Origin of the sequence: Cytobacillus sp. T106 (assembly GCF_040492155.1) — a bacterium.
Taxonomy (GTDB): domain Bacteria; phylum Bacillota; class Bacilli; order Bacillales; family Cytobacillaceae; genus Bacillus_AB; species Bacillus_AB infantis.
Genome location: NZ_JBEUMK010000001.1, coordinates 409142 through 434788, shown reverse-complemented (window position 1 = coordinate 434788; position 25647 = coordinate 409142). Strand labels below are relative to the sequence as shown.

Below are 25647 nucleotides of genomic sequence, written 5' to 3'. Positions count from 1 at the left end.
CCTTCCAAAAATCACAAACCAGTCGTATAAAAGCTTATCTATAGCAATTTACGCAGTTGAATAATTTCCATTGCAATCGTTGCAGCCCTTGCAAAGTCATTCTGCCGTTCGGCTTCCTTCCCTTCAGCCTGCTTTTCCTTTATCATTAACATCTTTTGATAATTCAACACCTGCTTAATATAGTCATTGAGCTCCTGCTCAGTCAGCTCATCATTAACCGACATCATCTCGATATCCGCAATGATCCGCTTAAGCTTTGCATCTTCAACGAAATTTAAGAAGGCACTTGGATCGGGGCTATTCCCCTTTTCGTAAAAAGCAAATAAATAAGTAATGATAGCCTGATGATCATCAATGTTAAAGGTGCTGCCTCCGAGAAGCTCCTGGACTTTATAAGCAGTATCGCTGTTTCTCAGCATATGGGCAATCAATCTTCTTTCAGCTGTATGAAAAGCAGGCTTGAGCGAATCCTGGCGCCGTGAAACGATCATATGCTTCTTTTGTGCTGGGGCAGAACTGCCCTGGTTTTTTCGTTTCTCGGCAAAGTATATCTGCTTTTGCTCCTGCTTCAGCGCTTCCAGTGACAGAGAAAATTCATTAGCCAGCTGGCGCATGTAATGATCTCTTTCAACAGCCTTATCAAGAAGGCTGATTTCCTTAAGTACTTCTTCTATATATAGAAGCCGATCTCCTTCATCCTGGAGCTTTTTGCCCCTTCTATAATAAAGAAACTTGAACGCCATGTGGGTAATGCTGGACTCGATTACATCATTGCGAAACTTTTCAGCTCCGTGCTGTTTGATGTAGTCATCCGGGTCCATGCCATCAGGCAGCATGGCAACCTTGATGCCGCAGCCAGCCTCAGACAGCATTTTAGCGGCTTTAAAGGCCGCCTCTATTCCGGCATTATCCGAATCATAGCAAATGGTGACAGACTCAGTATTTCTCCTGAGCATTGCAACATGTTCAGGCGTCAATGCAGTCCCCATTGTGGCAACCCCGTTCTCAACAGAAGAACGGTCTGCAGCAATAACATCCGCGAACCCTTCAAAAAGGACCGCCTGGTGTGTCTTGCGGATTGCCGGTCTTGCCAGGTGGAAATTATACAAGATTTTACTTTTATTAAAGATTGCTGTCTCCGGACTGTTTAGATATTTGGGCTCATTTCCGGCCCCGAGCGATCTTCCGGAAAAAGCAATCGTGTTTCCTTTGCGGTCAAAGATCGGAAACATGATCCGATCGCGGAAGCGGTCAAAATAACTGCCATCTCTGTCCCTTTTGATGATAAGCCCAGCTCTTTCCATGAATTCAGGATTGAATTTCCTTTTTACAAGGAACTTGCATACAAAATCCCATGAATCCAGGGAATAACCGATCTGGAACTTCTCAATCGACTTTTTGGTAAAGCCTCTGTCAAGCAAATACTCCAGTGCGTGCTGGCCATCCTTTGTGTTCATTAACAAATGATGGTAAAATTTCCGGAGAAGCTCATGCGCCTCTATCATCTGCTGGAGATTTTCGGGCAGCGAGCTCTGCTTTGCGGATGCGGCTTCAATATCAAGCTGAATCCCCGCTCTTTCTGCAAGTTTGACAGCAGCTTCCTGAAAAGAATAGCCTTCATGCTCCATCAGGAACGAAAACACATTCCCTCCGGCTCCGCAACCAAAGCAATGGTAAATCTGCTTTTCCGGGGAAACAGAAAAAGATGGCGAGTTTTCTCCATGGAATGGACATAAGCCAAAATAGTTCCGCCCCTGTTTCTTGAGCTGAACATGATCACCGATTACATCGGCAATGTCTGTAGCCTGCCGGATTTCATCCAGTTTCGCTTCGGAAATTCGCTCTGCCATGAGAACAACTCCAATTTTACTTATGAGGTATTCGTGATAAAAAAGCTATTTTCCTGCAAGATTCGACAAAATCTTTGTCAATTGCTTCACAAACCTGCTCCGGTCTTCCTGGGTGAAAGGCTTAGGGCCTTTTCCATATTGCCCCCGGCGCCTTGCTTTGGCACTGAGATACCTCATATCCAGAGCTGTATGGATATGCTCTTCTTCGTATAAGGTTCCCCTGGGAGAAAGAACATAAACCCCTTTAGGCAGCAGCGTTGAGGCTAGGCCGATATCCTGTGTGACTGCAACGTCCCCCTTTTTCACATGATTCATGATGAACAGATCTGCTGCTTCTTTGCTTGAATCAACAAACTTCCAGACAGCCCCGCCAAAGTCATTTACCATATGTGCGTAGGAAGCGACGAAAACCGGTTCGATTTCAAAGCCTTTGGCAATTTCGACAATTTCCATCTTAACAGGACAAGAATCAGCGTCAACCAGGATGCTTCTTTTCCCTAATGTACTAGTAATTCTACATCACTCCGCATATTCCTTCTTTAATAGAGCAACTTTTCATAAGAGATTCATGTCGAATTTTTTTTAGATGCCTGCCTTGACTTCTCACAATAAATAGTTTATTCGTTATGTGGTAAGTCTAAACCTAATGATGAATATTTTTATCACAATTTTTTATTATAGTGCATAAAAGTCAGTTTTGCCATTATTTTTTACTGTACAGCCCTAATTTTCTCATTAACCGGAATGTACTGCCTAAAATTAGAAAAAGCACATATTCACAAGAGTATGTGCTACTTTGCAGAAATATTTCTCCGGTAAAGGTCAAAAATGACGTTTGCCGTTTCTTCCACTGCCTTATTTGTAACATCGACCACAGGACATCCGATCCTGGTTACAATCTGGTCAAAATAGCTGATCTCGCTTTTGATCCGTTCAAGATTGGCATAGCTGGCATTATCGCTCAAACCGAGTGAAATGAGCCTTTCCCTCCTGATATTATTCAGCTTTTCAGGGCTTATTTTTAAGCCAAAGCACTTGGAAGGCGATACCTGGAACAGCTCTTCAGGCGGATCAACTTCCGGAACGAGCGGGACATTCGCGACTTTAAGCCGCTTGTGTGCGAGATATTGGGATAAAGGCGTCTTCGAGGTCCTTGAAACGCCGACAAGAACAATATCAGCCTTAAGGATTCCCCGTGGATCGCGGCCGTCATCATACTGCACAGCAAACTCGATTGCTTCCACCTTTTTAAAATAGTCATCATCCAGCTTCCTGACAAGGCCCGGCTCATACAAGGGGGTTTCCCCGCAGATCGACTGGATCCTGTCCATCAATGGCCCGATGATGTCGATCGCATAAATATTTTCCCTGGCTGCTGCTTCTGCCATATAACTGCGGATTTCAGGCTTTACCAATGTAAAAGCAATCATTCCCTGGTCCATTTTCGCGAGCGATAATACCTCATCGATATTAAATTTATCTTCAACATAAGGAAATCTTTTTATTGTCAGATCGCTGCCATTGAACTGGCTGATGGCCGCTTTCGTCACTAATTCTGCTGTTTCCCCCACTGAATCGGAAACAACATAGATGATCGGCACTGTACCCATTGCTCATCCATCCTCTCTTCTAAATCACCTTTGTTCTGCAAGAGCAAGGAACGCCCTTGTCAAATTGGTCTTTGTGATCCTGCCTGTTACTTCAAAGCCCTTATCGGTTTCTTTCACGACCGGCAAAGCGTCTATCTGTTTTTCGATCAGCAGATTGGCTATTTCAATCAGCAGATCGTCTTTTTTGCAGGTTGTAATATTAGGCATCCTCGTCATGATGATATTTACCGGAAGGGCTGTGAGCTCCTGATTTCCGATGCTTGCCCTCAGCAGGTCCTTCCTGGACAAGACGCCGACCAGCAGAGAAGATTGATCGACAACGAATAATGTACCGACATCCTCCAGGAACATCGTAACTATCGCATCATAGACCGATACATTTTCATTCACGACCACCGGTATGGACTGATAATCCTTCACCAGCAGCTTCTGCAGGCTTTCAGTCAGAAGCTGGGCACCTGTCTTGCCAGTATAAAAATAGCCTACCCTCGGCCTTGCATCCAGATAGCCCGCCATGGTTAATATGGCCAAATCAGGCCTTAAGGTTGCCCTTGTCAGGTTCAGCCTCTCTGCAATATGTTCACCTGTGATTGGTCCATTTTCTTTCACGATATCCAATATTAATTCTTGTCTTTTATTAAGCTCTATTGTCCTCACCACCTTGCTTGCCAGCTAATAATGTTATACTTTTATAAAAATATTATATACTATTTGCTATAAATGAAAAGAATGTTTTAACATTTAACCTGGCATATAGGAAAAAATTTCAAAGAGCCTGTCGGAATTTTTGACAGGCTCTCTGCATAATCATATCTTTTAGCAAGCTAAAAAGCAAAAATTACTTCTTACTTGACTACTATTTCGTTTACCTTGGCAAATGCCTGGATCAGTGATGCGATTTCGGCCATCATGCTTAAACGGTTTTCCTTCAAAGCAGTGTTATCGGCCATGACCATTGTATTTTCGAAATAGGCACCGATCTCAGGTCTCATAGATACGAGCAGCATATAGTATTCTTCCTCTTCAACACCATTGCCGATCTTTGCGGAAACTTCAAGGAAACGGCTGTACAGCTCCGTTTCTTCCTTATTTTCAAAAAGCCCCTGATCAACTGCTGCAGGGTGTTCTGCTTTGGAAGCAATATTCAGCACACGGCTCAAAGCCTCCATGCTCTCTTTAAAACCGTCTTCTCCTTTGTGGGCATTCAATACTTCCGCTCTCTTAATTAAAGAAGCCATTGAACCGATCTTTCCTGATAAAACGGCATCAATAATATCGTAGCGGATGCTGCGCTCCTGCAGAGTATGCTTGATGCGGAGTTTAAAGAAGGACAGCAGTTCATCATATACCTGCTCTTCCTCTTTCTTTCCGACGCCTGACTCTTTGACAAGGGCAAGCGACTTCTTGATCACTTCTTCAAGCTCAAGCTTCCATCCCTTAACAGCGAGGATCTGGACGATGCCTGCTGCCTGCCTTCTTAAAGCGTATGGATCCTGCGAGCCGCTTGGAATCATGCCAATTGCAAAGAAGGAAGAAATCGTATCCAATTTCTCTGCAACTGCAAGGACTGCACCTTCATTGCTTTCAGGTGCAGAATCCTCTGCATTCCGCGGCATATAATGCTCATTGATGGCTTTAGCAACAGCGGCATCCTCACCTTTTTGGGCAGCATATTTTTCACCCATGAAGCCCTGCAATTCAGGGAACTCATATACCATCTGTGACACCAGATCAAACTTGCTGATTTCTGCGGCACGGTCAACCGTTTTCTTTTCTTCAGGATTGAGAGAAAGCGATTCTGCCAGCTCATTGGCAAGCTTTCTAACTCGTTCAACTTTCTCAGCAAGGGTGCCGATCTCCTCATGGTAGACGATGCTGCCGAGCTTCTGAAGCGCTGACTCAATATCCATCTTCTGGTCTTCCTGGTAAAAGAAAGCTGCATCAGCGAGTCTGGCGCGAAGCACTTTCTCGTTCCCCTTTGCCACTTGTTCAAGGTGATTATGGTCACCATTGCGCACAGTGACAAAGTAAGGCAGCAGCTTTCCTTCTGCAGACTTGACAGGGAAATAGCGCTGATGCTCTTTCATGCTAGTGATCAGCACTTCCTCAGGAATTTCAAGAAACTCCTCCTCAAATTTTCCGAAGAGCGCCGTTGGATACTCGACAAGGTTTGTTACTTCCTCCAGCAGATCCTCATCCACTGGAATCACCCAGTTATTTTCCTCTGCCAAGCGTTCAATCTGGCTGCGGATCCCACTTTTTCTTTCTTCTGCATTGACAAGGACAAACTGGCCAAGCAGGCTTTTTTCGTATTCTGCAGGCTCAGTGAGCTCCACCTTTTCCCCAAGAAAACGATGACCGAGAGTCCAGTTGGATGCAGGCACCCCGGCTATTTCAAACGGGATTACATCTTGGCCGAAAAGAGCCATAATCCATTTAATCGGCCTTACATACCTCATATCCCTGTCTGCCCAGCGCATATTTTTAGGGAAAGTAAGGCTTTCCGCGATATCCTTCAGCTCCGGCAGGATAGAAGCAGTCTCGGCTCCTTTAATGAACTTATTTACATGTGCATATTCAATGCCATTTATTTCTTTAAAATAAATATCATCCACGTCCATGCCCTGGCCCCGGGAAAAGCCGACCGCAGCCTTTGACCACTCTCCAGCCTCATTCTGGGCGATTTTTCTGGCCGGACCTTTCGCCTCTTCATGGATATCCTCCTGTGTTTCACTAACATCCTTTACAAGAACAGCAAGACGGCGGGGAGTTGAAAAGGCGCTGATGCCTCCGTGCGGCACCTTCTTTTCCTCCAGCCACTTTTCCACTTTGGAAGCAAGCTGGTTGATGGAATCTGTTACAAATCTTGCCGGCATTTCCTCAAGGCCGATTTCAAGCAATAAATCACGCTTCGCCATTTTCAATCTCTCCCTTCCGCTGTAAAATCGGGAAGCCTAATTTTTCCCGTTCTTCATAGAATGTTTTTGCGACCTTCCGCGCCAGGTTCCGGCAGCGTCCAATATAACCGGTCCTTTCTGTTACAGAGATGGCTCCCCTCGCATCAAGCAGGTTGAAAACATGGGAGCATTTCAGCACATAATCATATGCCGGATGAACCAAACCTTCTTCCATCTGCCTGTGGGCTTCTTTTTCATAAATATTAAACAAGTTAAAAAGCATATCCGGATCAGAGGTTTCAAATGTGTACTTGGAATGCTCATATTCAGGCTGCAGGAAGATGTCCCTTACAGTAAAGCCTTCAGTCCACTCAAGATCAAAGACATTCTCTTTATCCTGGATATACGAAGCAAGACGCTCGATTCCGTATGTGATTTCCACAGAAACAGGCTTACATTCAATGCCGCCAACCTGCTGGAAATAGGTGAATTGCGTAATTTCCATTCCATCAAGCCACACTTCCCAGCCTAATCCGGCACATCCCAGGGAAGGATTCTCCCAGTTATCCTCCACAAACCGGATATCATGCTCCAAAGGATTAATTCCAAGGGCGCGAAGAGAATCCAGATACAGTTCCTGGATATTGTCAGGAGACGGCTTCATGATCACCTGGAATTGATGGTGCTGATAAAGGCGGTTTGGATTTTCGCCATATCTTCCATCCGCCGGGCGGCGTGAAGGCTCTACATAGGCCACATTCCATGGCTCAGGCCCAATTGCACGCAAAAACGTGTACGGGCTCATCGTTCCTGCACCTTTCTCGACATCATAAGCCTGCATAAGGATGCAGCCCTGCTCTGACCAGTGCTTTTGCAAAGTCAGAATCATATTTTGAATATTCATCCTGGCACCTCCAATAGGTATTTGTGTAATCAGAGCATTGGGAAAAAGCACAAAAAAACTCCCATCCCTATGCTCCAAAAAGCATAGGGACGAGAGTTACCCGCGGTTCCACCCTATTTGCTGCCATTCAATGCAGCCACCTTATGTGCCCAAAGCACGCAATCCGCTCAGGAACGCCCTTCATCCAACACCCATAATCCGGCTCACACCATCCCGGACTCGCTTCTACAGATCATTCGGACTACTTCTTTCCTTCATAGCAGAACTATTAATTATTGAGAATCATAAAACAAAACAAAATAAAAGTCAATACAGAAAAGCGGAAGGCGTTTGCTCAGCCCCGACAAGCTTAAGACGAGCAGAGCGGAAGGTTGTTCTTTAACCTTCTGATCTGATTGGCTTAAGACTCGAGGGGCTAACGCCTGCAGCTGGACAATATCGAAAAGCGGAAGGCGTTTGCTGTCAAGGAACGCAGACTAAAAACGCCACGTCCTGTGGCAACGTCTGCATGACCCGCGTCCTGCGGGCCTCAAGCATAAGACGAGCCGGACGGGAGGTTGTTCTTTAACCTCCTGGCCGGATTGGCTTATGACTCGAGCCGATGGCCCCTGCAGCTGGACAATCGAAATCGCAAAAGCCTTGTTCAGGCCCGACAAGCTTAAGACGCCTAAGGATGGAAGGCGTTCTTTGCCTTCTGTCCTTAGGTGGCTTAAGACTCGAGGGCCTAAGCTTTCCAGCTGACAATCGAAACGCGGAGGGGGCCTGTATCGGAGAATGACTGTGAGCTCCCCTCAGGCATTATCCTTTTTCAAAGAAACCGCCCATCTTATCCATCTGGTCCAGGAACTTTCTGGTTTTCAGACTGAGGCCGGAGTATTCATTATAGTAGGCTGAGATAATTTTTTTCAGTTCCGCTTTGGTTTCCGGCTTTACTGATATATTCCCAAGCCTCGACAAATCAAAATAATAAAAAAGGCGCAGGAGTTTTAAAGCTGCCGGCGAAATCTTATAGTGGTACGGGTCTTTCTCCAGACAACGGTGGCAAATGAGACCGCCCTCCCTGATGGAAAAAGAAAAATGCCCATCAGTGCTTCCGCAGACAGAGCATTTATCCAGGACCGGATAAAGTCCAAGGGAATTGAGCATTTTCATTTCGTAAATATTCACCATGATTTCAGGATCATAGCCTTCGTTCATATAATTCAAAGTCTGATGAAGCAGTTCGAAATGGAACGGATTCGGCTTCTTCTCTTCGACTGTTTTATCAGTCAGATCCACAATATAGCTGGCATATGCCGTCAGGAAGATATCCTCCCTGATCGAGCGCATGGAGGAGACCATTTCCCCCTGCTGCATAAGCCCCAGCCCGCTGCTTCTCTGAACGAGGAAGTAGCCATAAGTAAAAGGCTGGGTGACAGCCGAAAGCCTGCTGTTAGGCTTTTTTGCACCTCTGGCCATCACGCCAACCTTACCCCATTCCCGGGTATAAAGAGTAACTATTTTATTGGATTCACCATAATTGACTGTTCTCAATACGATTCCTTCGCATTTTTCAAACACTTATGCCACCATCCCTGCAAGAGACAAACCTATGAGATGGGAAAATCAACTTCTGCTAGTTCATGTTCACTGCTTCCGGGCAAATCCTGAGTTTCTTTTTCAAGCTCCTTAAAAAGAAGATATGTGTCAATATTACCTGTCTGCTTGAAGACCTTCCAGGTAAAATCCAACATTGGAAACCCCACCTTTCGATTTTTAACTAGCAATTATTAATTCCATACCTTTATCATAGCCTGTCATTAGAAAATCATAAGACGTAATAATTGTTAATAAAAAGTCTGCATAATTCCAGTTGAGGTGAAATAGGTTAGTTATGGCTGAATCGCCCTTTAATATTCATCATCTCTGAATCCGAAATCACGCAGCTGGCTCATTTTGTTGCGCCAATCCTTCTGCACCTTTACCCATAGTTCCAGATAGACCTTCGAGCCCAGCAGATTTTCAATATCTGTCCTGGCCCGCTTGCCGATTTCCTTGAGCATAGCGCCCTGCTTCCCAATGACAATCCCTTTTTGGGAATCGCGTTCTACAATGACAGTAGCCATCACATTTATGACATCCTTGTCTTCGCGCCTCTCCATCTTGTCAATCACTACAGCAAGGGAATGCGGAATCTCCTCCCTGGTCAAGTGCAAAGCCTTTTCCCTGATCAGCTCGGATACAATGAACCTTTCAGGATGGTCTGTCACCTGGTCTGCCGGATAGAATTGCGGCCCTTCCGGTATATACTGCTTGATCTGCTCCAGCAGCGTATCCACATTGTTCCCTTCCAGCGCTGATATCGGGATGATTTCCTTAAAGCCGTATTTCTCTTTATAGGATTCAATGATGGAAAAAAGCTTATCAGGGTGAATCTGATCAATTTTATTTATGACAAGGAAGATGGGAGTCTTCACATTCTGAAATTTCTCGATGATGAACTCCTCGCCGCGGCCGAAGCCTTCTTCGGCATTCACCATAAACAGGATAAGGTCCACTTCTTTCAGCGTATTCTGCGCTATCTTCATCATAAAGTCGCCCAGCTTATGCTTTGGCTTGTGGATCCCTGGTGTATCAATGAATATAAACTGAGCATCATTGGTTGTAAGCACACCCTGTACCTTATTCCTTGTGGTTTGGGGCTTATCGCTCATGATGGCGATTTTCTGGCCAATGACTCTGTTTAAGAATGTTGATTTACCAACATTAGGCCGTCCGATAATAGATATAAATCCAGATTTATGAGTTTGTTCGCGATTGCTATTCCATTCTTTATTCATTAAGGTCCTCCGGTGAAAAAGCTCCAGGCAGCAGCTCTTCTACTGTTAATTCATTTATATCCCCTTTTAAATTCGCCAAAACCACTTTCATCGTATTTGGGCATAATTCTGAAATAACCTGGCGGCAGGCTCCGCATGGAGGAACCGGACGCTCTGTATCAGCTACAACTGCCATTGCTGTATATTTTTTGTCTCCTTCGGAATATGCTTTGAAAAGTGCAGTGCGCTCAGCACAATTGCACATGCTGTATGCCGCGTTCTCAATATTGCAGCCATGGTATACTTTACCGTCTTCAGTCAGAAGGGCTGCTCCCACCGGGAAATTGGAGTATGGCACATATGCTTTGTCCCTTGCTTTTTTTGCTTCTTCAATCAACACTTCCGTCTTCATCAGTCATTCTTCCTTTCGAAGGAGGGGAGTATTCTCCTTCTTATATTTTACCTTATTTTTGCAAGATTTTCATTGATTGTAGCAAAATCGTAATAAAAAATTTGAATTTTCCAAAAACGGACACACTATCTCATTACATGCTCTGTCATTTTAACCAAATCAGACAGCGTTTTCAAGAAAGCCCAAAATCTATTCCCGCTTTTCTTTTATAAAATTACAGGCAAGTTTGTAAATATCAGTATTTGATTGTACATACGGTTTCATTTCATTATTTTCCCTAATTTAAAAAAGAACGGCATACTGGAGCCGCTCCTACTGAAAAAGTGACCATATCTTTGGGAGGAATATGATTACACCGAGTGCTGCCGACGCAAAAGCAAACACCAGCACAGCCCCTGCTGCAGCATCCTTGGCCTGCTTTGCCAGCGGGTGCCATTCTTCTGTTGACAGATCCACAGCTCTTTCAATGCTTGTGTTGATCAGTTCCAGCGCAAACATCCCGGCAATGGCCAATATGATGAACATCCACTCGATCCGGCTTAAGGAAAAGCCGGCGCCTGCTGCAATGACCACAGCTGATGAAAGGGCATGAATCCTCATATTCCTTTCCTGCTTCAGTGAATTGCCGATACCGGCAAAAGCTGCAGCAAAAACAGGCCACAAGCCTTTCCCGGCACCCGGCTTCTTATCGCGTGAGCCCGTACTCATCAAGGATGTCCTTCTGCCTGCCGAACATTTCTCTTTCTTCCTCATCTGTTTCATGGTCATATCCAAGAAGATGGAGGAATCCGTGAACAGCAAGAAAACCCAGCTCGCGTTCAAAAGAGTGTCCATATTCACCGGCCTGTTCTTCTGTCCTCTGAATTGATATGATGATATCGCCGAGCACCCTTGGAATACCTTCCCCGGCAATTTCTGTTTCTCCTTCCCCAAGCTCTTCCATGGCAAAGGAAATAACATCGGTAGGTTTGTCTTTATCGCGGTACTCCCTGTTTATTTCCTGAATACGATCATTCGTTACAAAGGTTACGGACAATTCCGAACCAGCTTCAACATTTTCCTTTTCTGCTGCAAAATTCAGCAGCTTTTCAACCTGTTTAATATGGCTGCTTTTTACTTCATTTGTTTCATCCAAAAAATCAATATTTAAGCTCATGCTTGCTTCACCTTCTGTTTCGTGGATTCTGGATATTCAATTCTGGAATGGAAGATCCCCTTTAGAGTTTCACAAAAAGTGTGTGCAACGATTTCCAATTCCTTCAGTGTTAAGTCACATTCGTTCAGCTGTTCATCCTGAAGCCTGTCTGAGATGATATTCCTGACAAGCCCTTCAATTTGTTCAGGTGTCGGATTGGACATGGACCTGACCGCTGCCTCGACACTGTCGGCAATGCCGATGACGGCGATTTCCTTTGACTGTGCTTTTGGCCCCGGATAACGATAGTCCTCTTCATTGATATCCATACCGTTTTGTTTGGCCTTATGGTAGAAATATTTGAGCAAAGAGGTGCCATGGTGCTGTTCGGCAATATCGACGATTTCCTTCGGCATTTTGTGCTTTCTCAGCATTTCAGCTCCGTCGACCGCATGGGCAATAATGATATTTTTGCTTGTCTGCGGCGGCAGCCTGTCATGCGGGTTTTCGATATTCATTTGATTCTCAATAAAAAAATGCGGTCTCTTTGTCTTCCCGATATCATGATAATAGCAGCCTACCCTGGCAAGGAGGCCATTTGCCCCGATTGCTTCACATGCTGACTCAGCCAGATTTGCCACCATTACACTATGATGGTAGGTCCCCGGCGCCTCAGTCAGGATTTTGCGGAGCAGCGGATGGTTCGGGTTTGACAGCTCAATCAGCCGCATGGCGGAAAGGATGCCAAAGCTCCCCTCAAAGAACGGAAGCAGGCCGATGGCCAGCACAGATGAAGCCACACCGGAGATCAATGCTGTCACTAAGTGGAAGCTGTATTCAACCGCCTCGAAATGAGTATTTCTAAGCAGCATGAGGGCGATGATCACAACAAGGTTCACCCCTGCTGCAAACAGTCCTGCCTGAAGAATCTTGGACCTGTTGTTTTGCTTGTTTAAGAATAATATACCCGCAAAGCCTGAGCAAATGATATAGATGCCCATATTTATATTCAATGTTCCGGCAGTGCCTTCATTGAACATGACGCTTCCGCAGATGGCAAGGACTATCGTAATCAGAATGGCAAGCCTTTCATTGATCAGGATTCTAATCAGCATGGCTGCCATTGCAGCCGGAAATATAAAGCCAATTTCCGGATACTGGAGCAGCTGCAGGAGGCTTACGCATTTCATCAGCAAAAGCGAAAGAATGAAAATCAGGCTGAACAGCAGGAGGTAATTCTGTTTCAGCTCCTTTTGAACATTCAGCTCATAAAAGTAATAATAGAGTGCAGCCAGAATGATGGCTACAATCAGGCCCAGCCCCAGAAACGGCTGTATGCTTTTCTGGTTGTCCAGAAGCCCTGTAAGCTCCAGCTGCCTGTAGATTTCCCTGTTGATCAGCTGGCGCTCTTCCGCGATGATCTGGCCTTGGAGGATTTTGACCGGCTCTACATTCTCTACTGCCTGCTGCCTGAGTTCTTCAGTCGCAGCCGGGTCATAAAATTCGTTCTGGATGACAGCATATCTGCCAAGCTCAATAGCCGAGCTTCTCAAATTCGTGCTCAGACTGGTATATTTCAGCTCTTCCTCCACCCTCTTTTTGCTGTTTTCAACTTCATCAGCAGGGATTTTGCTGCCCATCACATTGTTAATCGCCGTTACAGTAAGGTCCCTTGCAATCGTAAGCTCGTCCTTGGACGCCTGCAGAAGCGGTGACAGGACCGCATCAGAGACTTCCTTCGTCACATTATCTGTCAGCTTTTCCTTGAGCATTTTCAGTTTTTCCGAAGAAGAAGGCGGAACATATGCAGTTTCCTGTTCTCCATCACCCTGTTCATTACCGCTTTGTGCCGCTTCCTCGCTTATCTCTTCGTTAACTTCCGCTGCGGAATCAAATATGGAAGTGACCAGATCGACACGGTTCTGATTGATTTCCTTTTTGACTATGTATACATCGGTCACCTGGTCGGCGGCCGCCTTCTTTTCCTTCTCGGTGTTCGCCTTGTCTTCTATTGTAATCGGTGAGCGGATTGTCTGTTCAGCCACAGAAAATAGGCTTATGTCGAGCTTTTCGGGCTTTACATTGCTGAACATGGCGGCATATAGTACGATGCCGAGCAGAAGAAATAAGACGACTCTAAAGAATGTCATATCCAACAGGTTTCTGACCTTTGCCAACTGGCGCTGTAATTTTTCCATGCTTCCCCCTCCTATCCAGGCATAAGCAGGGCCGGATAAGCTCACATTTAATTTGAACTATGATTATGTAAAATGATAACAGTTTTTCCGTCAAGTTTCACCCTCTATTCACATCAACTTGGCGAAACAGAGGGTTTGCCTGCCGGCAGGTCCTTTTCAGACAGAATAAAAACCGCCCACCAGGACGGTTTTTATTATTGGTCTGTTTTTTCGTAAGCTGAAATAATCCGGGCTACAAGCGGATGGCGGACGACATCGCTTTGCTCCAGGTAAGAGAAGGAAATTCCTTTTACAGCAGACAGGATATCTTCTGAAGCAATCAGCCCGGAACGGACTCCCTTCGGAAGGTCGACCTGTGTACGGTCACCGGTAATGACCATCTTGGAGCCGAAGCCCAGCCTGGTCAGGAACATTTTCATCTGAGCCTGTGTTGTATTCTGTGCTTCGTCAAGAATGACAAATGCATCATCAAGCGTACGGCCCCTCATATAGGCAAGGGGGGCTATTTCAATGGTACCCCTCTCGATCAGCCTTTGAGTATGTTCGGCGCCAAGGATGTCATGCAGGGCATCGTAAAGCGGCCGCAGGTAAGGATCGACCTTTTCTTTCAGATCCCCAGGAAGGAAGCCAAGGCTTTCGCCTGCTTCAACAGCCGGCCTGGTCAGGATTATTCTCTTTACATTCCCATTTTTCAATGCATTGACTGCCATCACAACAGCCAGATAGGTCTTGCCTGTACCTGCAGGGCCAATTCCAAATACCAGATCATTTGTTTTAATCGAATTTATATATTGGCGCTGCCCAAGCGTTTTTACCCTAATGGACTTGCCTTTTGCATTCTTCGTTATTTCCTCTTCATACAGGTCGCTGAAATATTCAAGTGTGCCTTTTTTGGCCATCTGGATACTGTACATAACATCCCTGCCGCTGATATTGATTCCTTTGCGGATCACATAAATGAGTTTGTCCAGGATTTGGCCGGCAAGCTCGACAGCATCTGCCTCGCCGGACACGAAAATCGTTTCTCCCCGTGTGACGACAGACACATTCAGTTCCTGTTCGATTATTTTCAGGTTGGCATCCGAATTCCCGATCAGTGCTATTGCTTCATTAGGATCTTCCAGATGAACATTCATGGTTTTTAAGTCTTCTGTCATTCTGTGTCTCCTTGGATAATGGATTGTCCTTCTGCAATATTCTCAATAATTTGGAAATGTATTGCTATAAATACTTTACCATTCTCTACGGATTGGTGCAAAATTTTTTCTCCCTTGATCTTAGCATCCTCACTCAAGCTGTTTTTTATATCTTTTCTGGCCAAATCTTTTGCCACTTCAAAGGCTTCCTCATTGGAGTAAATCCTTGTAACGGTTTCACTTTCCCGCATGGTCCTGCTTGTAAAGCCGAGAGGGAGGGTCCATTTCAGGAATTTAATGTCCTTTCTGTTCTCTTCTATCTCATATTCACTGAATTCCGGTTTGCCAAACCCCCAGACAGGAATTGAAAAATTTCCTATGTCAAAATAATATTTCCTTTTTTCTCCTCCGCTGAACACCTGGAGGGTGCTCTTAAGCGGAAGTTTCACCTCGGATTTATACCAGGTCTCCCCCCAGATTTCCCCTTTTGCCGGTACTGTCTGTGTTTGGCCGTCCTGGCCGATGATGCCTGAAACCAGAAGCTGGCCAGGGATGACATGGTCATTAATGCTGACAACAGGCTTGCCTTCTTCCACGAACATGTCCAAAATCACAGCCTTCTTTTTGGCAACCAGGTGTCTTGGGCTCAAAAGCTCCGGCTTATCCGGCTCGTTTTTCTCCACCACCTGGAAGTGGTAGGTTGTCCCCTTGAGCTCCACACCTACCCAGGTGATCTCATCCACTTCGTTGGATAGCTCACGCTGGATTCCTTCTACATTTTTGACAAAAAACTGAAGTTTACCTTTGCGGATGCCCATTTCGTCAAGCTGCCTGCGGATTTTATATTCAGTAGCAGGATCTGCCCCTTTGATTTCAATTCCCCATACCATATTGGACAAAAGGATCAGGATAACAAGGAAAGAGGCGGCACCAAAAAGAAAACCGCTGTTTTTGAGGCTTCTTTTCAGCAGAAAGGGCAGGCCGGCTCGATGAAGGAATTCAATCCTGCATCCGCTCTTCCTTACTGACGCACGGAGCCGCTTTACGTCAGTCAGCTTTATTTTAAAGGTAACCGCTTGCTCTCCATGCCTTTTTACCTGCCAGACCATGATGCCGTTCCTGGTCAGTGAGTTGATCAGCCGTTCAATGCCGGAGCCCGCAGCCTTTACAGTGATTATTCCAGAATAAAAAGCAATCCATTGATTCTTCATTTTCCTTCCCTCCGGATCTCTTTTTCAGCCAGACCTGCGGTTCAAAAGAATCACCGCATGGCGCTGGCCATTATTCGTCTATATACTGCACCTGGTCGATTTTGCCTTCCAGCAGTATCTCTTCAGGGAGTATGGTCTTAATGACAAAGGTGCTTCCTTTGATGAGCAGCTGCCCTTGCTTGAGCAGAAGCCTGAGCTCTTTATCACTAAAAGCAATCAGTCCGCGGTGGTTCTCAATATATATATGAATTTGCCCAATCATTGTTATCCGGGGTAAATCCATCATGACATCTTGAGGAAGCTCCATTTGGTTGGTCATCCAGCTGCGAATGTATTGTCCCCACTTTTTAGCCATAAAAAAAGAACCCCCTTTCATCTCATATGTATGAGATGGAAGAAGGTTCTAGCACTCTTTTTATTCGTTAATGCCGCCCGTTCAGCGTCTGTGCAGCCTGCGCGGGTTCTTTGACCGGGGGGGCCCGAGGATTTCTGACCAGACTATTGCGTCCGCAAGCTTTTCCCGGCTTACTGCAGCCCGTCCGGCAGGTTCAGCTTTAGTGCTCTTCTCAGGTTTTCCAGCAGCATTGCGTGCATTCTGAACCCTTCTTTCCAGCAGATCCTGCCTTTCAGAAAGCCTCCTTGCGCGTTCTTCTGCCTGCACTTTTCTTTCCTGATAATAAGACTCCATGCTTTCGAGCGTTTGCCGTCCTGCTTCCTTAACCGGTACAGCCGGTTTTTCCTCCGGCTCATACCCGGCATCGGCATACGGTCCCGGTTCAGGCTCCGCATTCCCCTGCTGCTGTGCCGGTCCCGTAGTGCCGCCGCGTTTTGCCTTGCTGAAAAGTGAGGAGATGATGCCGATCAGCACAACTAGAATAAATGGATTTTCCAATAAGAATTCCAAGGAGAATCCTCCTTTCCCAGCATATTCCCGGCTAGTTAGTCATTATTTTTCCCATCCATGCCTGGATCTGTTGTTCTTCCAATTGAACCCCTCATATCCGTATCAGCAGATATATTCTGGATGTTCATGTAATCCATCACCCCGAGATTACCTGACCGGAGAGCTTCTGACATGGCAAGAGGGACTTTGGCTTCTGCTTCGACAACCTTTGCTCTCATTTCTTCTACTTTTGCTTTCATTTCCTGCTCCTGGGCAACGGCCATTGCACGCCTTTCCTCAGCCTTAGCCTGGGCGATCTTCTTATCTGCTTCCGCCTGCTCAGTCTGAAGCTCAGCACCGATATTCTTGCCGATGTCCACATCCGCGATATCAATGGACAGAATTTCAAATGCCGTGCCTGCATCAAGGCCCTTGGACAGAACTGTCTGAGAGATCATGTCAGGATTTTCAAGTACTTTCTTATGATTATCCGAAGAACCGATAGTCGAAACAATCCCTTCTCCTACACGGGCTACGATTGTTTCTTCCCCGGCTCCCCCTACAAGCCGCTCAATATTTGCCCGGACCGTGATCCGCGCTTTAGCTTTGACTTCTATCCCATCCATTGCCACACCGGCAATGAACGGTGTTTCAATCACCTTAGGATTGACGCTCATTTGTACAGCTTCCAGAACGTCACGTCCAGCAAGGTCGATAGCGGCGGTTCTCTCAAAGCTCAATTCAATATTGGCCCTGTGTGCGGCTATCAGTGCGTTTACAACCCTATCCACATTACCTCCGGCCAAATAATGGCTCTCAAGCTGATTTGTTGTAACATCCAGACCCGCTTTATGGGCTTTAATCAAAGGATTGATGACCCTATTCGGGATGACCCGGCGGAGCCTCATTCCAATCAACGTGAAGATGCTGACCCTGACGCCTGCCGCCAGGGCGGAAATCCAGAGTGCCACTGGTACGAAAGTAAACAGCACCGCCAGCAGAATAACGGCCAAAACCACGGCTACTAAAATAAATACAGTTCCTTCTCCTAACATTATGTTCCTCCTTAAAATCTATTTGTCATCCCTGTTTCCACGGGAGTCCATTCATTGATCGGCTTTTTTTTCCATATCAAGCATTTCTCTCACAACAATCCGGGAGCCTTCTGCTTTTACGACCCTTAACCTTGCCCCTTTCTGGATAAAACCGCCTTCGCTGACAACATCGATTCTTTCATCCTCGAGCACAGCCGTCCCGGCCGGCCTTAATGCAGTCAGAGCATAGCCTTCAAGACCAATAAGCTCTGCACGCGTCTTGTTTGAGATATACCCTTTCTCAGTGCTTGTCGAATCGCTCAATATAATTTTCCTGAAGAATTTCATTTTTTTACCAAACACCTTTATCATTAAGATGGATACCAAAATAGAAATGCCAATGGCAATCAAAATGGATACGGCCGTATGGACAACGTTGTCAGTTGCAAGAAACAAGCTTCCTACAACCGAAACAAGGCCTATTGCCCCGGCAATCCCTCCTGGAAGGAAAAACTCCAGTATGATCAGCCCCAGGCCGACCAAAAACAAAACGATGGACTCATATCCTGCCAGGCCTGCAACCATATGGCCGTAAAAAAACAGCAGGAGGGCAGCAAGTCCCATCGATCCCGGGATGCCGAATCCCGGCGAGTAAAGCTCAAGCACAAGTCCCAGGCTGCCGACAGACAAGAGAATCGGCACAACAACCGGGTGGGTGATAAAACGGGCTATTTTCTCTGCAAAGCTTTCATCCAGGCTCCTGATCTCTGCCCCTGAGTAGCCAAGAGTGTCCAGCAGTTCATCAAGAGATGAAACAGTGCCTTCAGAATACCCTGCCTGCTCTGCCTGCTCTGATGTCAAAGTGAGAAGCTTCCCTTTTGGGGCGCCATATTCCGGCAGATCAACCGACTCATCCGCCATGGCCAGTGCTATCTCCGGATCCCTGCCAGACTGGTTAGCAGCACTCTTCATTGCACTCAGCCAATAGGATTCCGCTTTCTTTCCTGCGGTGTTCCCTGATTGATCGATAATGGCAGCAGATCCCATGACAGCACCAGGCACCATGTATATTTCATCCATATTCAAAGAGATATAGGCACCGGCCGACAGGGCCTGATTATTGACAAAGGACACCGTCTTCAATTCTGTTTCCGCAAGCAGCTTGCCTATTTTCCCGGCAGCATCCACTGCGCCCCCAGGTGTATCCATTTCAAAAATAATGGCAGAAGCCCCATTCTCTTCAGCGGTGCTGACAGCCCTGTTCAAAAATGCATAAAGGCCTTTTTCCACTGTTTCTTCAATGGGAACAACGTATACCACTTCATTATCAGCATTCCCTTTTTCGGGAATCAGCATAATCAGCAGGATGCCCAAAAACGCCAGCAGAGTGACTGCCCTTCTGAGAGCCACCATTTTCTCCTCCTTTCCCAAACAAAAGTTAATCTTCTTTTACTTACGTTTTAAAAAGAAAAAAGATTCATTTTTAGCACATTTTCTCTTTTCGGCATTATTTTTTCCTATGTAATAGTTTTTAACAGCGGCACACCTTCCATACGTACCCTGAATTTATTGCAGTATGCCGCTCACAAGCAATAAAAAGACCGCAGGCAGATTGCTTGCGGTCTTTTGGCATACTTTTTCATGAAAGGTGTTGTTGTACAAGTTTATTTACAAGTGAGCCGTCCGCTTTGCCTTTTACTTTAGGCATAATGGCAGACATCACTTTTCCCATATCGGCTTTTCCTGATGCTCCAGTTTCTTCGATTGTCTCCTGGACAATCTTTGATACTTCATCCTCAGACAGCTGCTTGGGCATATATAGCTCGACGAATATCAATTCGTTCCGCAATTTTTCAACAAGGTCTTCACGACCTGCTTTTTCAAATTCATGGAGGGAGTCCTTGCGTTGTTTCACTTCGCGAGAAAGGACAGTTAACTCCTGCTCTTCGTTAAGCTCTCCGCCAAGCTTGATGGCTTCATTCTGCAGAGATGCTTTAATCATCCGAATGACAGTGAGTTTATCTTTTTCTTTGTTTTTCATCGCTTGTTTCATATCATCATTTAAACGCTCGAGAAGACTCATAGTTGATACACCCTCTCTTAGAACTTACGTTTTCTAGCAGCTTCGGACTTCTTCTTGCGCTTTACACTAGGTTTTTCGTAGAATTCGCGCTTTCTCGCCTCTTGTAAAGTACCTGTTTTAGATACAGAACGTTTGAAGCGACGAAGAGCATCTTCAAGCGATTCGTTCTTTTTAACGACTGTTTTAGACATTCTCTTTCCCTCCCTCCGAGCACAACACACTTACATCAGAAACATAGATTTCCATGTACCTTGCAATTATAATATAACAGTGATACAAGGTCAACTGTAATTCATCACGGGCAGGTGCAGTTTTTTTTTGCAGGCTCTGTCCTTTCATTTAATTTACCATAGAAGCGGTAAAATTAAACCCTTTTCGCAAGGCATGTCCAGTCCCGTTCCTTCATAGAGTTTAAATGAAGGAGTGAGAACGCATGCTGCTGATTATCCTGTTTTTATTGTTGATTATTTTTTTCATATACGGAATGGCACTGTTAAGATCAGGGTTATACGGACTTTCCGGTGATTCATTCAAGCGGAAGATCGCCGCTTACACCCATTTCCCCTGGCAGGGGATGCTGGCAGGAATGCTGATTACTGCTGTCCTGCAAAGCAGCTCTGCTGTTATGGTGTTGACTATCGGCCTTATTTCCGCCCGGATCCTGACCTTCCCCCAATCGATCGGCATCATCTTGGGAACAAATATTGGAACGACGTTTACAACAGAATTCATCACCTTCAATATCGAGTCTCTCATCATCCCCCTGGCAGCAGCCGGGTCTTGCCTTATCTTATTTGGCAGAAAGGCACTGAAGCATATTGGCATGGGAATCCTTGGCATCTCCATTGTACTTTCCTCGATGAAGGGCTTTGAATTTCTAGCTTCCCCGCTGCAGGGTGTCCCTTTTCTGACCGATATTCTCGGGCTTATGGAGAACAGCCATCTGACCGGTGCGGCAGTTGGCATGGTGCTGACAGCGATCATCCAATCCAGCACTGCGGCTGTGGGGATCATCATGGGGTTTCTGAACGGCGGGATCATAGAATTGGATACAGGCATAGCCTTTATGCTCGGAGCCAATATCGGGACCTGCCTCACTGCCTATCTTGCATCCATTGGCGCAGGGAAGGAGGCGCGCCTCACTGCCTTTGCACATATCTGGCTGAATATAGCGGGAGCAGCCCTTTTCCTCCCTTTCATAGGCTCCCTTTCCTCATTCGGCGAATGGGCAGCGGCCGAACCGGATGTCCAGCTGGCACATGTGAGTGTATTATTCAATGTGCTCACTTCTTTAATGGTACTGCCGTTTGCTGAACATTTTGGAAGGTTAATTATGAAGATCCATGACAAATAAAAAAAGACAGGCCAGCAATTGATGCTTACCTGTCTTTTCCATTTAGTAATCAGTAATCTGAATCGCTCGTTAATCCATTAACGATCGCCACTCCGGAGCTTGCACCGATTCTTGTAGCTCCTGCTTCAATCATCTGCTGAGCATCTTCGGTGCTGCGGACACCGCCTGATGCTTTAACACCGATTTCAGGACCGACTGTTTTTCTCATCAGCCTGATATCTTCAACGGTTGCGCCCCCAGTAGAAAAACCTGTAGAAGTTTTAACAAAATCTGTGCCTGCTTTTACAGCCAGCTCACATGCCAGGACCTTCTCATCCTCTGTAAGGAGGGATGTTTCAATAATGACCTTTGTAAGTGCCTTCCCTTTTGCCGCCTCAACGACTGCACGGATATCTGCTTCTACAAGATCACTGCTGCCGCTCTTTAATGCACCGATATTAATAACCATATCTACTTCAGTTGCGCCGTTCTCAATGGCATTTTTAGTTTCAAATGCTTTTACCTCAGGTGTTGACGCCCCCAGCGGAAAGCCGATGACAGTGCAGACATCTACGCCTGAACCCTCCAGCAGTTCACTCGCGTAGCTGACCCACGCAGGGTTAACACAGACAGACGCGAAACTGTATTCTTTAGCTTCTGAACAAAGTACCTCAATCTGTTCTTTTGTCGCATCTGCTTTCAATAATGTATGATCGATCATTTTTGCTACATTAGTTGCCATTTCAATGGTTCTCCTTTCAACAAACAAGTTGTCCGTACCTCTACATCATACCATTGTCTTATCGAAAAAAGTAGCTGAAATTATGGGTTTTAATCGTTTTTTGCAATCGTTTTCTTCATCCCGTCTATTTTTTCTATATTAAAAGGGAAATATGTAGCCCGAAGAGTCCTCCGGCCGATTTTTGCAAAAAAAAGAATGGGGAACACTCCCCATTCTTTTTTATCACATACTTAGACAGCCGCTTCTTCGTATACAGCATCCTCGTCAACGACCCGGACAAACTGTCCTTCATTAAAAGGATAGCCTGCCTTGGATATCTTGACTTTCACGATTTTCCCTACCATCTCTTCTGATGCTGGGAATACGACTTTCAGGTAGTTGTCAGTATACCCGACATAAAGCCCGCTCTCAGGATCTTCCTTGTAAATTTCCTCAGGAATGACTTCAAGCACCTCATTTTCAAACTGTGATGCATATTCCTTTGCCAGCTGATCGGAAAGGGAAATAAGGCGGTGCACCCGCTCATTCTTAATTTCCTCATCAATCTGGTCTTCCATCCGGGCTGCAGGTGTCCCGGTCCTTTTTGAATAAGGGAACACATGCAGCTCCGAGAATTTATGCTCTTTGATAAAATTGTAGGTTTCCATAAACTCTTCTTCGGTTTCACCAGGGAAGCCGACAATAACGTCAGATGTGACGGCAAGGCCGGGAAGCGCCTCTTTTAGGCGGTCAAGGCGCTCTGCAAAGAATTCCATTGTGTACTTTCTTCTCATTCTCTTAAGTACAGTATTAGAGCCTGACTGCAGAGGAATATGCAGGTGCCTTACGACCACTTCAGACTTGTCCATCACCTCAATCACTTCATCAGTGATCTGGCTTGCTTCGATAGAAGAAATACGCAGACGCTTCAGGCCTTTTACCTGTGCCTCGAGATCCCTTAGCAGCATGGCAAGATTGTAATCCTTCATGTCTTCTCCATAGCCGCCTGTGTGGATGCCGGTCAGGACAATTTCCTTATAGCCTGCATCGACAAGCTGCTGCGCCTGGCGGATGACTTCCTGCGGATCGCGGGATCTCATCAAGCCCCGTGCCCACGGAATGATGCAGAATGTACAGAAGTTATTGCAGCCTTCCTGAATTTTCAGGGAAGCGCGTGTCCTGTCCGTGAAGGCAGGAACATCCAGTTCTTCGTACACACGGTTTTTCATAATATTTCCGACAGCATTGATCGGCTGGCGTTCTTGTTTATACTGTTCGATATACTCCAGCATCTTGACCCTGTCCTGTGTACCCACGACGATATCCACACCAGGTATGGCCATTATTTCTGCAGGCGAGGTCTGGGCGTAGCAGCCTGTTACACAGATTACGGCATCAGGATTCTTCCTGATCGCCCTTCTGATGACCTGGCGGCTTTTTTTATCACCTGTGTTTGTTACTGTACAAGTATTGATTATATATACATCGGATGCAGATTCAAAATCTGTCCGTTCGTAGCCTTCTTGCTTAAACAATTGCCAGATTGCTTCTGTTTCATAATGATTCACCTTACAGCCAAGTGTATGAAAAGCAACTGTTGCCATTGTATTCACCTCATTAGTTCAAAATGATAAGAAACAGCCGCAAGCGCATATAGCGGCGCTGTTTCAGTACGCAATATCCTCGGGCCAAGTCCGCATGACAAAAATCCATTGTCCTTTAAGAGTGCAACTTCCTTTTCCGAGAGGCCGCCTTCCGGGCCAAACACCATGAGAAGGGACTGCCCCTTTTCCATGCCCGACAAAAGAGATGCAAAAGCAGAGCTTTCCCCGTCTTTGGCATCTTCTTCATAGGCAATCACTTTACGGTCATAGCCCTTGCCCAGGTCTATCAGCTCTTTCATGCTCACAGGCTGGAGCACATCAGGCTGCAAATCTCTATGAGACTGCTCGGCCGCTTCTTTGGCGATTTTCTGCCAGCGTTCTGTTTTCTTTCCCGCTTTCTTCTCATCCCATTTTACAATCGAACGGGCTGCAGTAAAAGGGATAAACACTGAAGCTCCAAGCTCTGTCCCCTTTTGGATGATCAGCTCGAGCTTATCCCCTTTAGGCAATCCGCTCGCTATTGCAGCTTTGATTGGAAGCTCTGAGCTCGCTTCCTTCCATTGTACTACTTCCGCATTCACTTGTTCATCGGTAATTTCTTCAATCCGGCATACCGCACTCCTGCCGCCGCGGACGGCACAAATAATGCTGTCCCCTTCCTTCATACGCATGACCCTTGTTATATGGTGGAAATCGTCGCCTGCTATGATGAATCTGCCATCCTTATCCCGATTTGTAAAATATCGCTGCATGGCTGCACCTGCCTACCTTTATTTATTGCAAATGCCGTATGGCTGCTGCAAATCCGCCAAACGGAAAAAAGGGATTTTGAAGGACATGGGGTGTATCCCAGCTTCAAGTACTCCCGTTTTTCCCGTCCAGTCAAATATTTGTCCTATTTATTTTTGGCAATGATGGCGACCCAGTCTTCCATCTGCAGGATTTCTTCAATTTCGAACCCGGCCTGGATGATTGCCTCTTTGACCTGCTGCTTTTTCTGCTGAATGATGCCAGATGCAATGAAGCGTCCGCCTTTTTTCACCGTTTTGGCCACTTCATCTGTAAAGCGCAGGATGACCTCGGCCAGAATATTGGCAACTACGACATCGGCCCCTTCCTGCACTCCGTTTAACAGGTTGTTCTGCGAAACACTTACAGTCTCATGCACCTTATTCAGCTTAATGTTAAGCCTTGCAGACTTAACAGCCACTTCGTCAAGATCAAGTGCTTCCACTTTTTCCGCCCCGAGCATGGCAGCAGCAATGCTGAGCACACCTGAACCGGTTCCGACGTCAACGACTCTGTCCCCTTGTGCCACCGTACGCTCCAGCGCCTGGATGCACATGACTGTCGTCGGATGTGTCCCGGTGCCAAAAGCCATGCCCGGATCAAGCTCGATAATCAATTCATCGCTGCTTACAGGCGTATAATCCTCCCAGGTCGGCACAATGGTGAACCGTTCAGATATTTTAACAGGATTATAATATTTTTTCCAGGCCGTGGCCCATTCCTCTTCGTTCACTTCACTGATCGTCACTTTATTAAGCCCGATATCAATATTGTAAAGGATAAGGCCATTGATGGCTTCCTTAATTTCATCCACCGTCTCGCCCAGGAAGCTGTTGACCGGAAGATAGGCTTTCACAATAACGCCTTCCTCTGGGTAATCTTGCGGATTGAGCTGGTAGATTTCACCGAATTGATCTTCTCTGTCTTTAATCAAATCAAACGGATCCTCAATGACTACTCCGCTTGCTCCGGCTTCATGCAAAATGTTTGAAATCGGTTCAATCGCCTCATTTGTTGTATGAATGCTGATTTCTGACCATTTCATTCTC

Annotated in this window: 26 protein-coding genes; 1 reads left to right on the top strand and 25 read right to left on the bottom strand. The window is 46.0% G+C overall.

Features of this window, described 5'->3' with window-relative positions:
- Positions 1-38: 38 nt before the first annotated feature.
- The 21 genes from dnaG to rpsU all read right to left on the bottom strand — a co-directional run bounded on the left by dnaG (position 39) and on the right by rpsU (position 20342).
- Positions 39-1850: a DNA primase gene (gene dnaG, locus ABU165_RS02125; protein ID WP_318059547.1), complete on the bottom strand. Its 1812-nt coding sequence runs from the start codon at positions 1848-1850 to the stop codon at positions 39-41.
- Between the two features lie 45 nt (positions 1851-1895).
- Positions 1896-2363: a YaiI/YqxD family protein gene (locus tag ABU165_RS02120; RefSeq protein WP_224951682.1), complete on the bottom strand. Its 468-nt coding sequence runs from the start codon at positions 2361-2363 to the stop codon at positions 1896-1898.
- 278 nt (positions 2364-2641) lie between these two features.
- A complete protein-coding gene (locus ABU165_RS02115; RefSeq protein ID WP_009791407.1) occupies positions 2642-3460 on the bottom strand; it encodes a pyruvate, water dikinase regulatory protein in 819 nt (272 codons plus the stop codon).
- 24 nt (positions 3461-3484) lie between these two features.
- A complete protein-coding gene (gene ccpN, locus ABU165_RS02110) occupies positions 3485-4120 on the bottom strand; it encodes a transcriptional regulator CcpN (protein ID WP_022544203.1) in 636 nt (211 codons plus the stop codon).
- A gap of 185 nt (positions 4121-4305) precedes the next feature.
- Entirely contained in the window at positions 4306-6378 is a 2073-nt protein-coding gene (gene glyS, locus ABU165_RS02105; RefSeq protein WP_253618026.1) for a glycine--tRNA ligase subunit beta, read from the bottom strand.
- Positions 6365-7261 (bottom strand): glycine--tRNA ligase subunit alpha, encoded by an 897-nt coding sequence (gene glyQ, locus ABU165_RS02100; RefSeq protein WP_022544204.1) that lies wholly within the window; start codon positions 7259-7261, stop codon positions 6365-6367. Before glyQ ends, glyS begins: the two co-directional genes overlap by 14 nt.
- Before the next feature lie 798 nt (positions 7262-8059).
- The gene (recO, locus tag ABU165_RS02095; RefSeq protein ID WP_009791403.1) at positions 8060-8821 is read right to left on the bottom strand and encodes a DNA repair protein RecO; all 762 of its coding nucleotides are present in this window, start codon (positions 8819-8821) and stop codon (positions 8060-8062) included.
- A gap of 29 nt (positions 8822-8850) precedes the next feature.
- On the bottom strand, positions 8851-8994 hold the full coding sequence (locus tag ABU165_RS02090) for a YqzL family protein (protein ID WP_009791402.1): 144 nt from the start codon (positions 8992-8994) through the stop codon (positions 8851-8853).
- Positions 8995-9150: 156 nt separating this feature from the next.
- A complete protein-coding gene (gene era, locus ABU165_RS02085) occupies positions 9151-10080 on the bottom strand; it encodes a GTPase Era (protein WP_009791401.1) in 930 nt (309 codons plus the stop codon).
- The gene (locus tag ABU165_RS02080; protein ID WP_101550334.1) at positions 10073-10471 is read right to left on the bottom strand and encodes a cytidine deaminase; all 399 of its coding nucleotides are present in this window, start codon (positions 10469-10471) and stop codon (positions 10073-10075) included. Before ABU165_RS02080 ends, era begins: the two co-directional genes overlap by 8 nt.
- 312 nt (positions 10472-10783) lie before the next feature.
- Positions 10784-11179 (bottom strand): diacylglycerol kinase family protein, encoded by a 396-nt coding sequence (locus ABU165_RS02075; protein WP_224951532.1) that lies wholly within the window; start codon positions 11177-11179, stop codon positions 10784-10786.
- Entirely contained in the window at positions 11157-11627 is a 471-nt protein-coding gene (ybeY, locus tag ABU165_RS02070) for an rRNA maturation RNase YbeY (protein ID WP_318059548.1), read from the bottom strand. The genes ABU165_RS02075 and ybeY overlap by 23 nt, the downstream gene beginning before the upstream one ends.
- Positions 11624-13804 carry an HD family phosphohydrolase gene (locus ABU165_RS02065; protein ID WP_101550337.1) on the bottom strand — a complete coding sequence of 727 codons (2181 nt, stop codon included), beginning with the start codon at positions 13802-13804 and terminating at the stop codon, positions 11624-11626. Before ABU165_RS02065 ends, ybeY begins: the two co-directional genes overlap by 4 nt.
- Positions 13805-13998: 194 nt before the next feature.
- Positions 13999-14961: a PhoH family protein gene (locus tag ABU165_RS02060; protein WP_129612071.1), complete on the bottom strand. Its 963-nt coding sequence runs from the start codon at positions 14959-14961 to the stop codon at positions 13999-14001.
- Positions 14958-16151 carry a sporulation protein YqfD gene (gene yqfD / locus ABU165_RS02055; protein WP_129612072.1) on the bottom strand — a complete coding sequence of 398 codons (1194 nt, stop codon included), beginning with the start codon at positions 16149-16151 and terminating at the stop codon, positions 14958-14960. The genes ABU165_RS02060 and yqfD overlap by 4 nt, the downstream gene beginning before the upstream one ends.
- Before the next feature lie 70 nt (positions 16152-16221).
- Complete coding sequence (gene yqfC, locus ABU165_RS02050; RefSeq protein ID WP_022544206.1) at positions 16222-16506, bottom strand: sporulation protein YqfC; 285 nt, start codon at positions 16504-16506, stop codon at positions 16222-16224.
- Positions 16507-16587: 81 nt separating this feature from the next.
- The gene (locus ABU165_RS02045) at positions 16588-17055 is read right to left on the bottom strand and encodes a hypothetical protein (protein WP_009791393.1); all 468 of its coding nucleotides are present in this window, start codon (positions 17053-17055) and stop codon (positions 16588-16590) included.
- A 35-nt stretch (positions 17056-17090) separates the two neighbouring features.
- Positions 17091-18089 carry a flotillin-like protein FloA gene (floA, locus tag ABU165_RS02040; RefSeq protein ID WP_009791392.1) on the bottom strand — a complete coding sequence of 333 codons (999 nt, stop codon included), beginning with the start codon at positions 18087-18089 and terminating at the stop codon, positions 17091-17093.
- 51 nt (positions 18090-18140) lie between these two features.
- Positions 18141-19481 (bottom strand): NfeD family protein, encoded by a 1341-nt coding sequence (locus ABU165_RS02035; protein WP_094767035.1) that lies wholly within the window; start codon positions 19479-19481, stop codon positions 18141-18143.
- Between the two features lie 226 nt (positions 19482-19707).
- Complete coding sequence (locus ABU165_RS02030) at positions 19708-20151, bottom strand: GatB/YqeY domain-containing protein (protein ID WP_009791390.1); 444 nt, start codon at positions 20149-20151, stop codon at positions 19708-19710.
- Between the two features lie 17 nt (positions 20152-20168).
- Entirely contained in the window at positions 20169-20342 is a 174-nt protein-coding gene (rpsU, locus tag ABU165_RS02025) for a 30S ribosomal protein S21 (RefSeq protein ID WP_009791389.1), read from the bottom strand.
- Positions 20343-20584: 242 nt separating this feature from the next.
- Here rpsU and ABU165_RS02020 point away from each other — a divergent pair, with 242 nt between their 5' ends.
- Positions 20585-21505 (top strand): Na/Pi symporter, encoded by a 921-nt coding sequence (locus ABU165_RS02020; protein WP_094767034.1) that lies wholly within the window; start codon positions 20585-20587, stop codon positions 21503-21505.
- A gap of 49 nt (positions 21506-21554) precedes the next feature.
- Here the strand turns inward: ABU165_RS02020 and deoC are convergent, their stop codons facing one another.
- From deoC to prmA, 4 genes are all read right to left on the bottom strand, one after another.
- Positions 21555-22226, bottom strand: a complete 672-nt coding sequence (gene deoC / locus ABU165_RS02015; protein ID WP_022544208.1) for a deoxyribose-phosphate aldolase — start codon at positions 22224-22226, stop codon at positions 21555-21557.
- A gap of 230 nt (positions 22227-22456) precedes the next feature.
- Positions 22457-23809: a tRNA (N(6)-L-threonylcarbamoyladenosine(37)-C(2))-methylthiotransferase MtaB gene (mtaB, locus tag ABU165_RS02010; protein WP_009791386.1), complete on the bottom strand. Its 1353-nt coding sequence runs from the start codon at positions 23807-23809 to the stop codon at positions 22457-22459.
- A gap of 5 nt (positions 23810-23814) precedes the next feature.
- A complete protein-coding gene (locus ABU165_RS02005; RefSeq protein ID WP_318059549.1) occupies positions 23815-24561 on the bottom strand; it encodes a 16S rRNA (uracil(1498)-N(3))-methyltransferase in 747 nt (248 codons plus the stop codon).
- A 143-nt stretch (positions 24562-24704) separates the two neighbouring features.
- Positions 24705-25643 (bottom strand): 50S ribosomal protein L11 methyltransferase, encoded by a 939-nt coding sequence (gene prmA / locus ABU165_RS02000; protein ID WP_009791384.1) that lies wholly within the window; start codon positions 25641-25643, stop codon positions 24705-24707.
- Positions 25644-25647 lie beyond the last annotated feature (4 nt).

What these genes read in the sequence shown, in the direction of transcription:
- dnaG (WP_318059547.1), bottom strand. Translation starts at nt 1,850, where the DNA reads ATGGCAGAGCGAATTTCCGAAGCGAAACTGGATGAAATCCGGCAGGCT.
- ABU165_RS02115 (WP_009791407.1), bottom strand. Translation starts at nt 3,460, where the DNA reads ATGGGTACAGTGCCGATCATCTATGTTGTTTCCGATTCAGTGGGGGAA.
- glyS (WP_253618026.1), bottom strand. Translation starts at nt 6,378, where the DNA reads ATGGCGAAGCGTGATTTATTGCTTGAAATCGGCCTTGAGGAAATGCCG.
- glyQ (WP_022544204.1), bottom strand. Translation starts at nt 7,261, where the DNA reads ATGAATATTCAAAATATGATTCTGACTTTGCAAAAGCACTGGTCAGAG.
- ABU165_RS02090 (WP_009791402.1), bottom strand. Translation starts at nt 8,994, where the DNA reads ATGTTGGATTTTACCTGGAAGGTCTTCAAGCAGACAGGTAATATTGAC.
- era (WP_009791401.1), bottom strand. Translation starts at nt 10,080, where the DNA reads ATGAATAAAGAATGGAATAGCAATCGCGAACAAACTCATAAATCTGGA.
- ABU165_RS02080 (WP_101550334.1), bottom strand. Translation starts at nt 10,471, where the DNA reads ATGAAGACGGAAGTGTTGATTGAAGAAGCAAAAAAAGCAAGGGACAAA.
- ABU165_RS02075 (WP_224951532.1), bottom strand. Translation starts at nt 11,179, where the DNA reads ATGAGTACGGGCTCACGCGATAAGAAGCCGGGTGCCGGGAAAGGCTTG.
- ybeY (WP_318059548.1), bottom strand. Translation starts at nt 11,627, where the DNA reads ATGAGCTTAAATATTGATTTTTTGGATGAAACAAATGAAGTAAAAAGC.
- ABU165_RS02065 (WP_101550337.1), bottom strand. Translation starts at nt 13,804, where the DNA reads ATGGAAAAATTACAGCGCCAGTTGGCAAAGGTCAGAAACCTGTTGGAT.
- ABU165_RS02060 (WP_129612071.1), bottom strand. Translation starts at nt 14,961, where the DNA reads ATGACAGAAGACTTAAAAACCATGAATGTTCATCTGGAAGATCCTAAT.
- yqfD (WP_129612072.1), bottom strand. Translation starts at nt 16,151, where the DNA reads ATGAAGAATCAATGGATTGCTTTTTATTCTGGAATAATCACTGTAAAG.
- yqfC (WP_022544206.1), bottom strand. Translation starts at nt 16,506, where the DNA reads ATGGCTAAAAAGTGGGGACAATACATTCGCAGCTGGATGACCAACCAA.
- floA (WP_009791392.1), bottom strand. Translation starts at nt 18,089, where the DNA reads ATGTTAGGAGAAGGAACTGTATTTATTTTAGTAGCCGTGGTTTTGGCC.
- ABU165_RS02035 (WP_094767035.1), bottom strand. Translation starts at nt 19,481, where the DNA reads ATGGTGGCTCTCAGAAGGGCAGTCACTCTGCTGGCGTTTTTGGGCATC.
- ABU165_RS02030 (WP_009791390.1), bottom strand. Translation starts at nt 20,151, where the DNA reads ATGAGTCTTCTCGAGCGTTTAAATGATGATATGAAACAAGCGATGAAA.
- rpsU (WP_009791389.1), bottom strand. Translation starts at nt 20,342, where the DNA reads ATGTCTAAAACAGTCGTTAAAAAGAACGAATCGCTTGAAGATGCTCTT.
- ABU165_RS02020 (WP_094767034.1), top strand. Translation starts at nt 20,585, where the DNA reads ATGCTGCTGATTATCCTGTTTTTATTGTTGATTATTTTTTTCATATAC.
- deoC (WP_022544208.1), bottom strand. Translation starts at nt 22,226, where the DNA reads ATGGCAACTAATGTAGCAAAAATGATCGATCATACATTATTGAAAGCA.
- mtaB (WP_009791386.1), bottom strand. Translation starts at nt 23,809, where the DNA reads ATGGCAACAGTTGCTTTTCATACACTTGGCTGTAAGGTGAATCATTAT.
- ABU165_RS02005 (WP_318059549.1), bottom strand. Translation starts at nt 24,561, where the DNA reads ATGCAGCGATATTTTACAAATCGGGATAAGGATGGCAGATTCATCATA.
- prmA (WP_009791384.1), bottom strand. Translation starts at nt 25,643, where the DNA reads ATGAAATGGTCAGAAATCAGCATTCATACAACAAATGAGGCGATTGAA.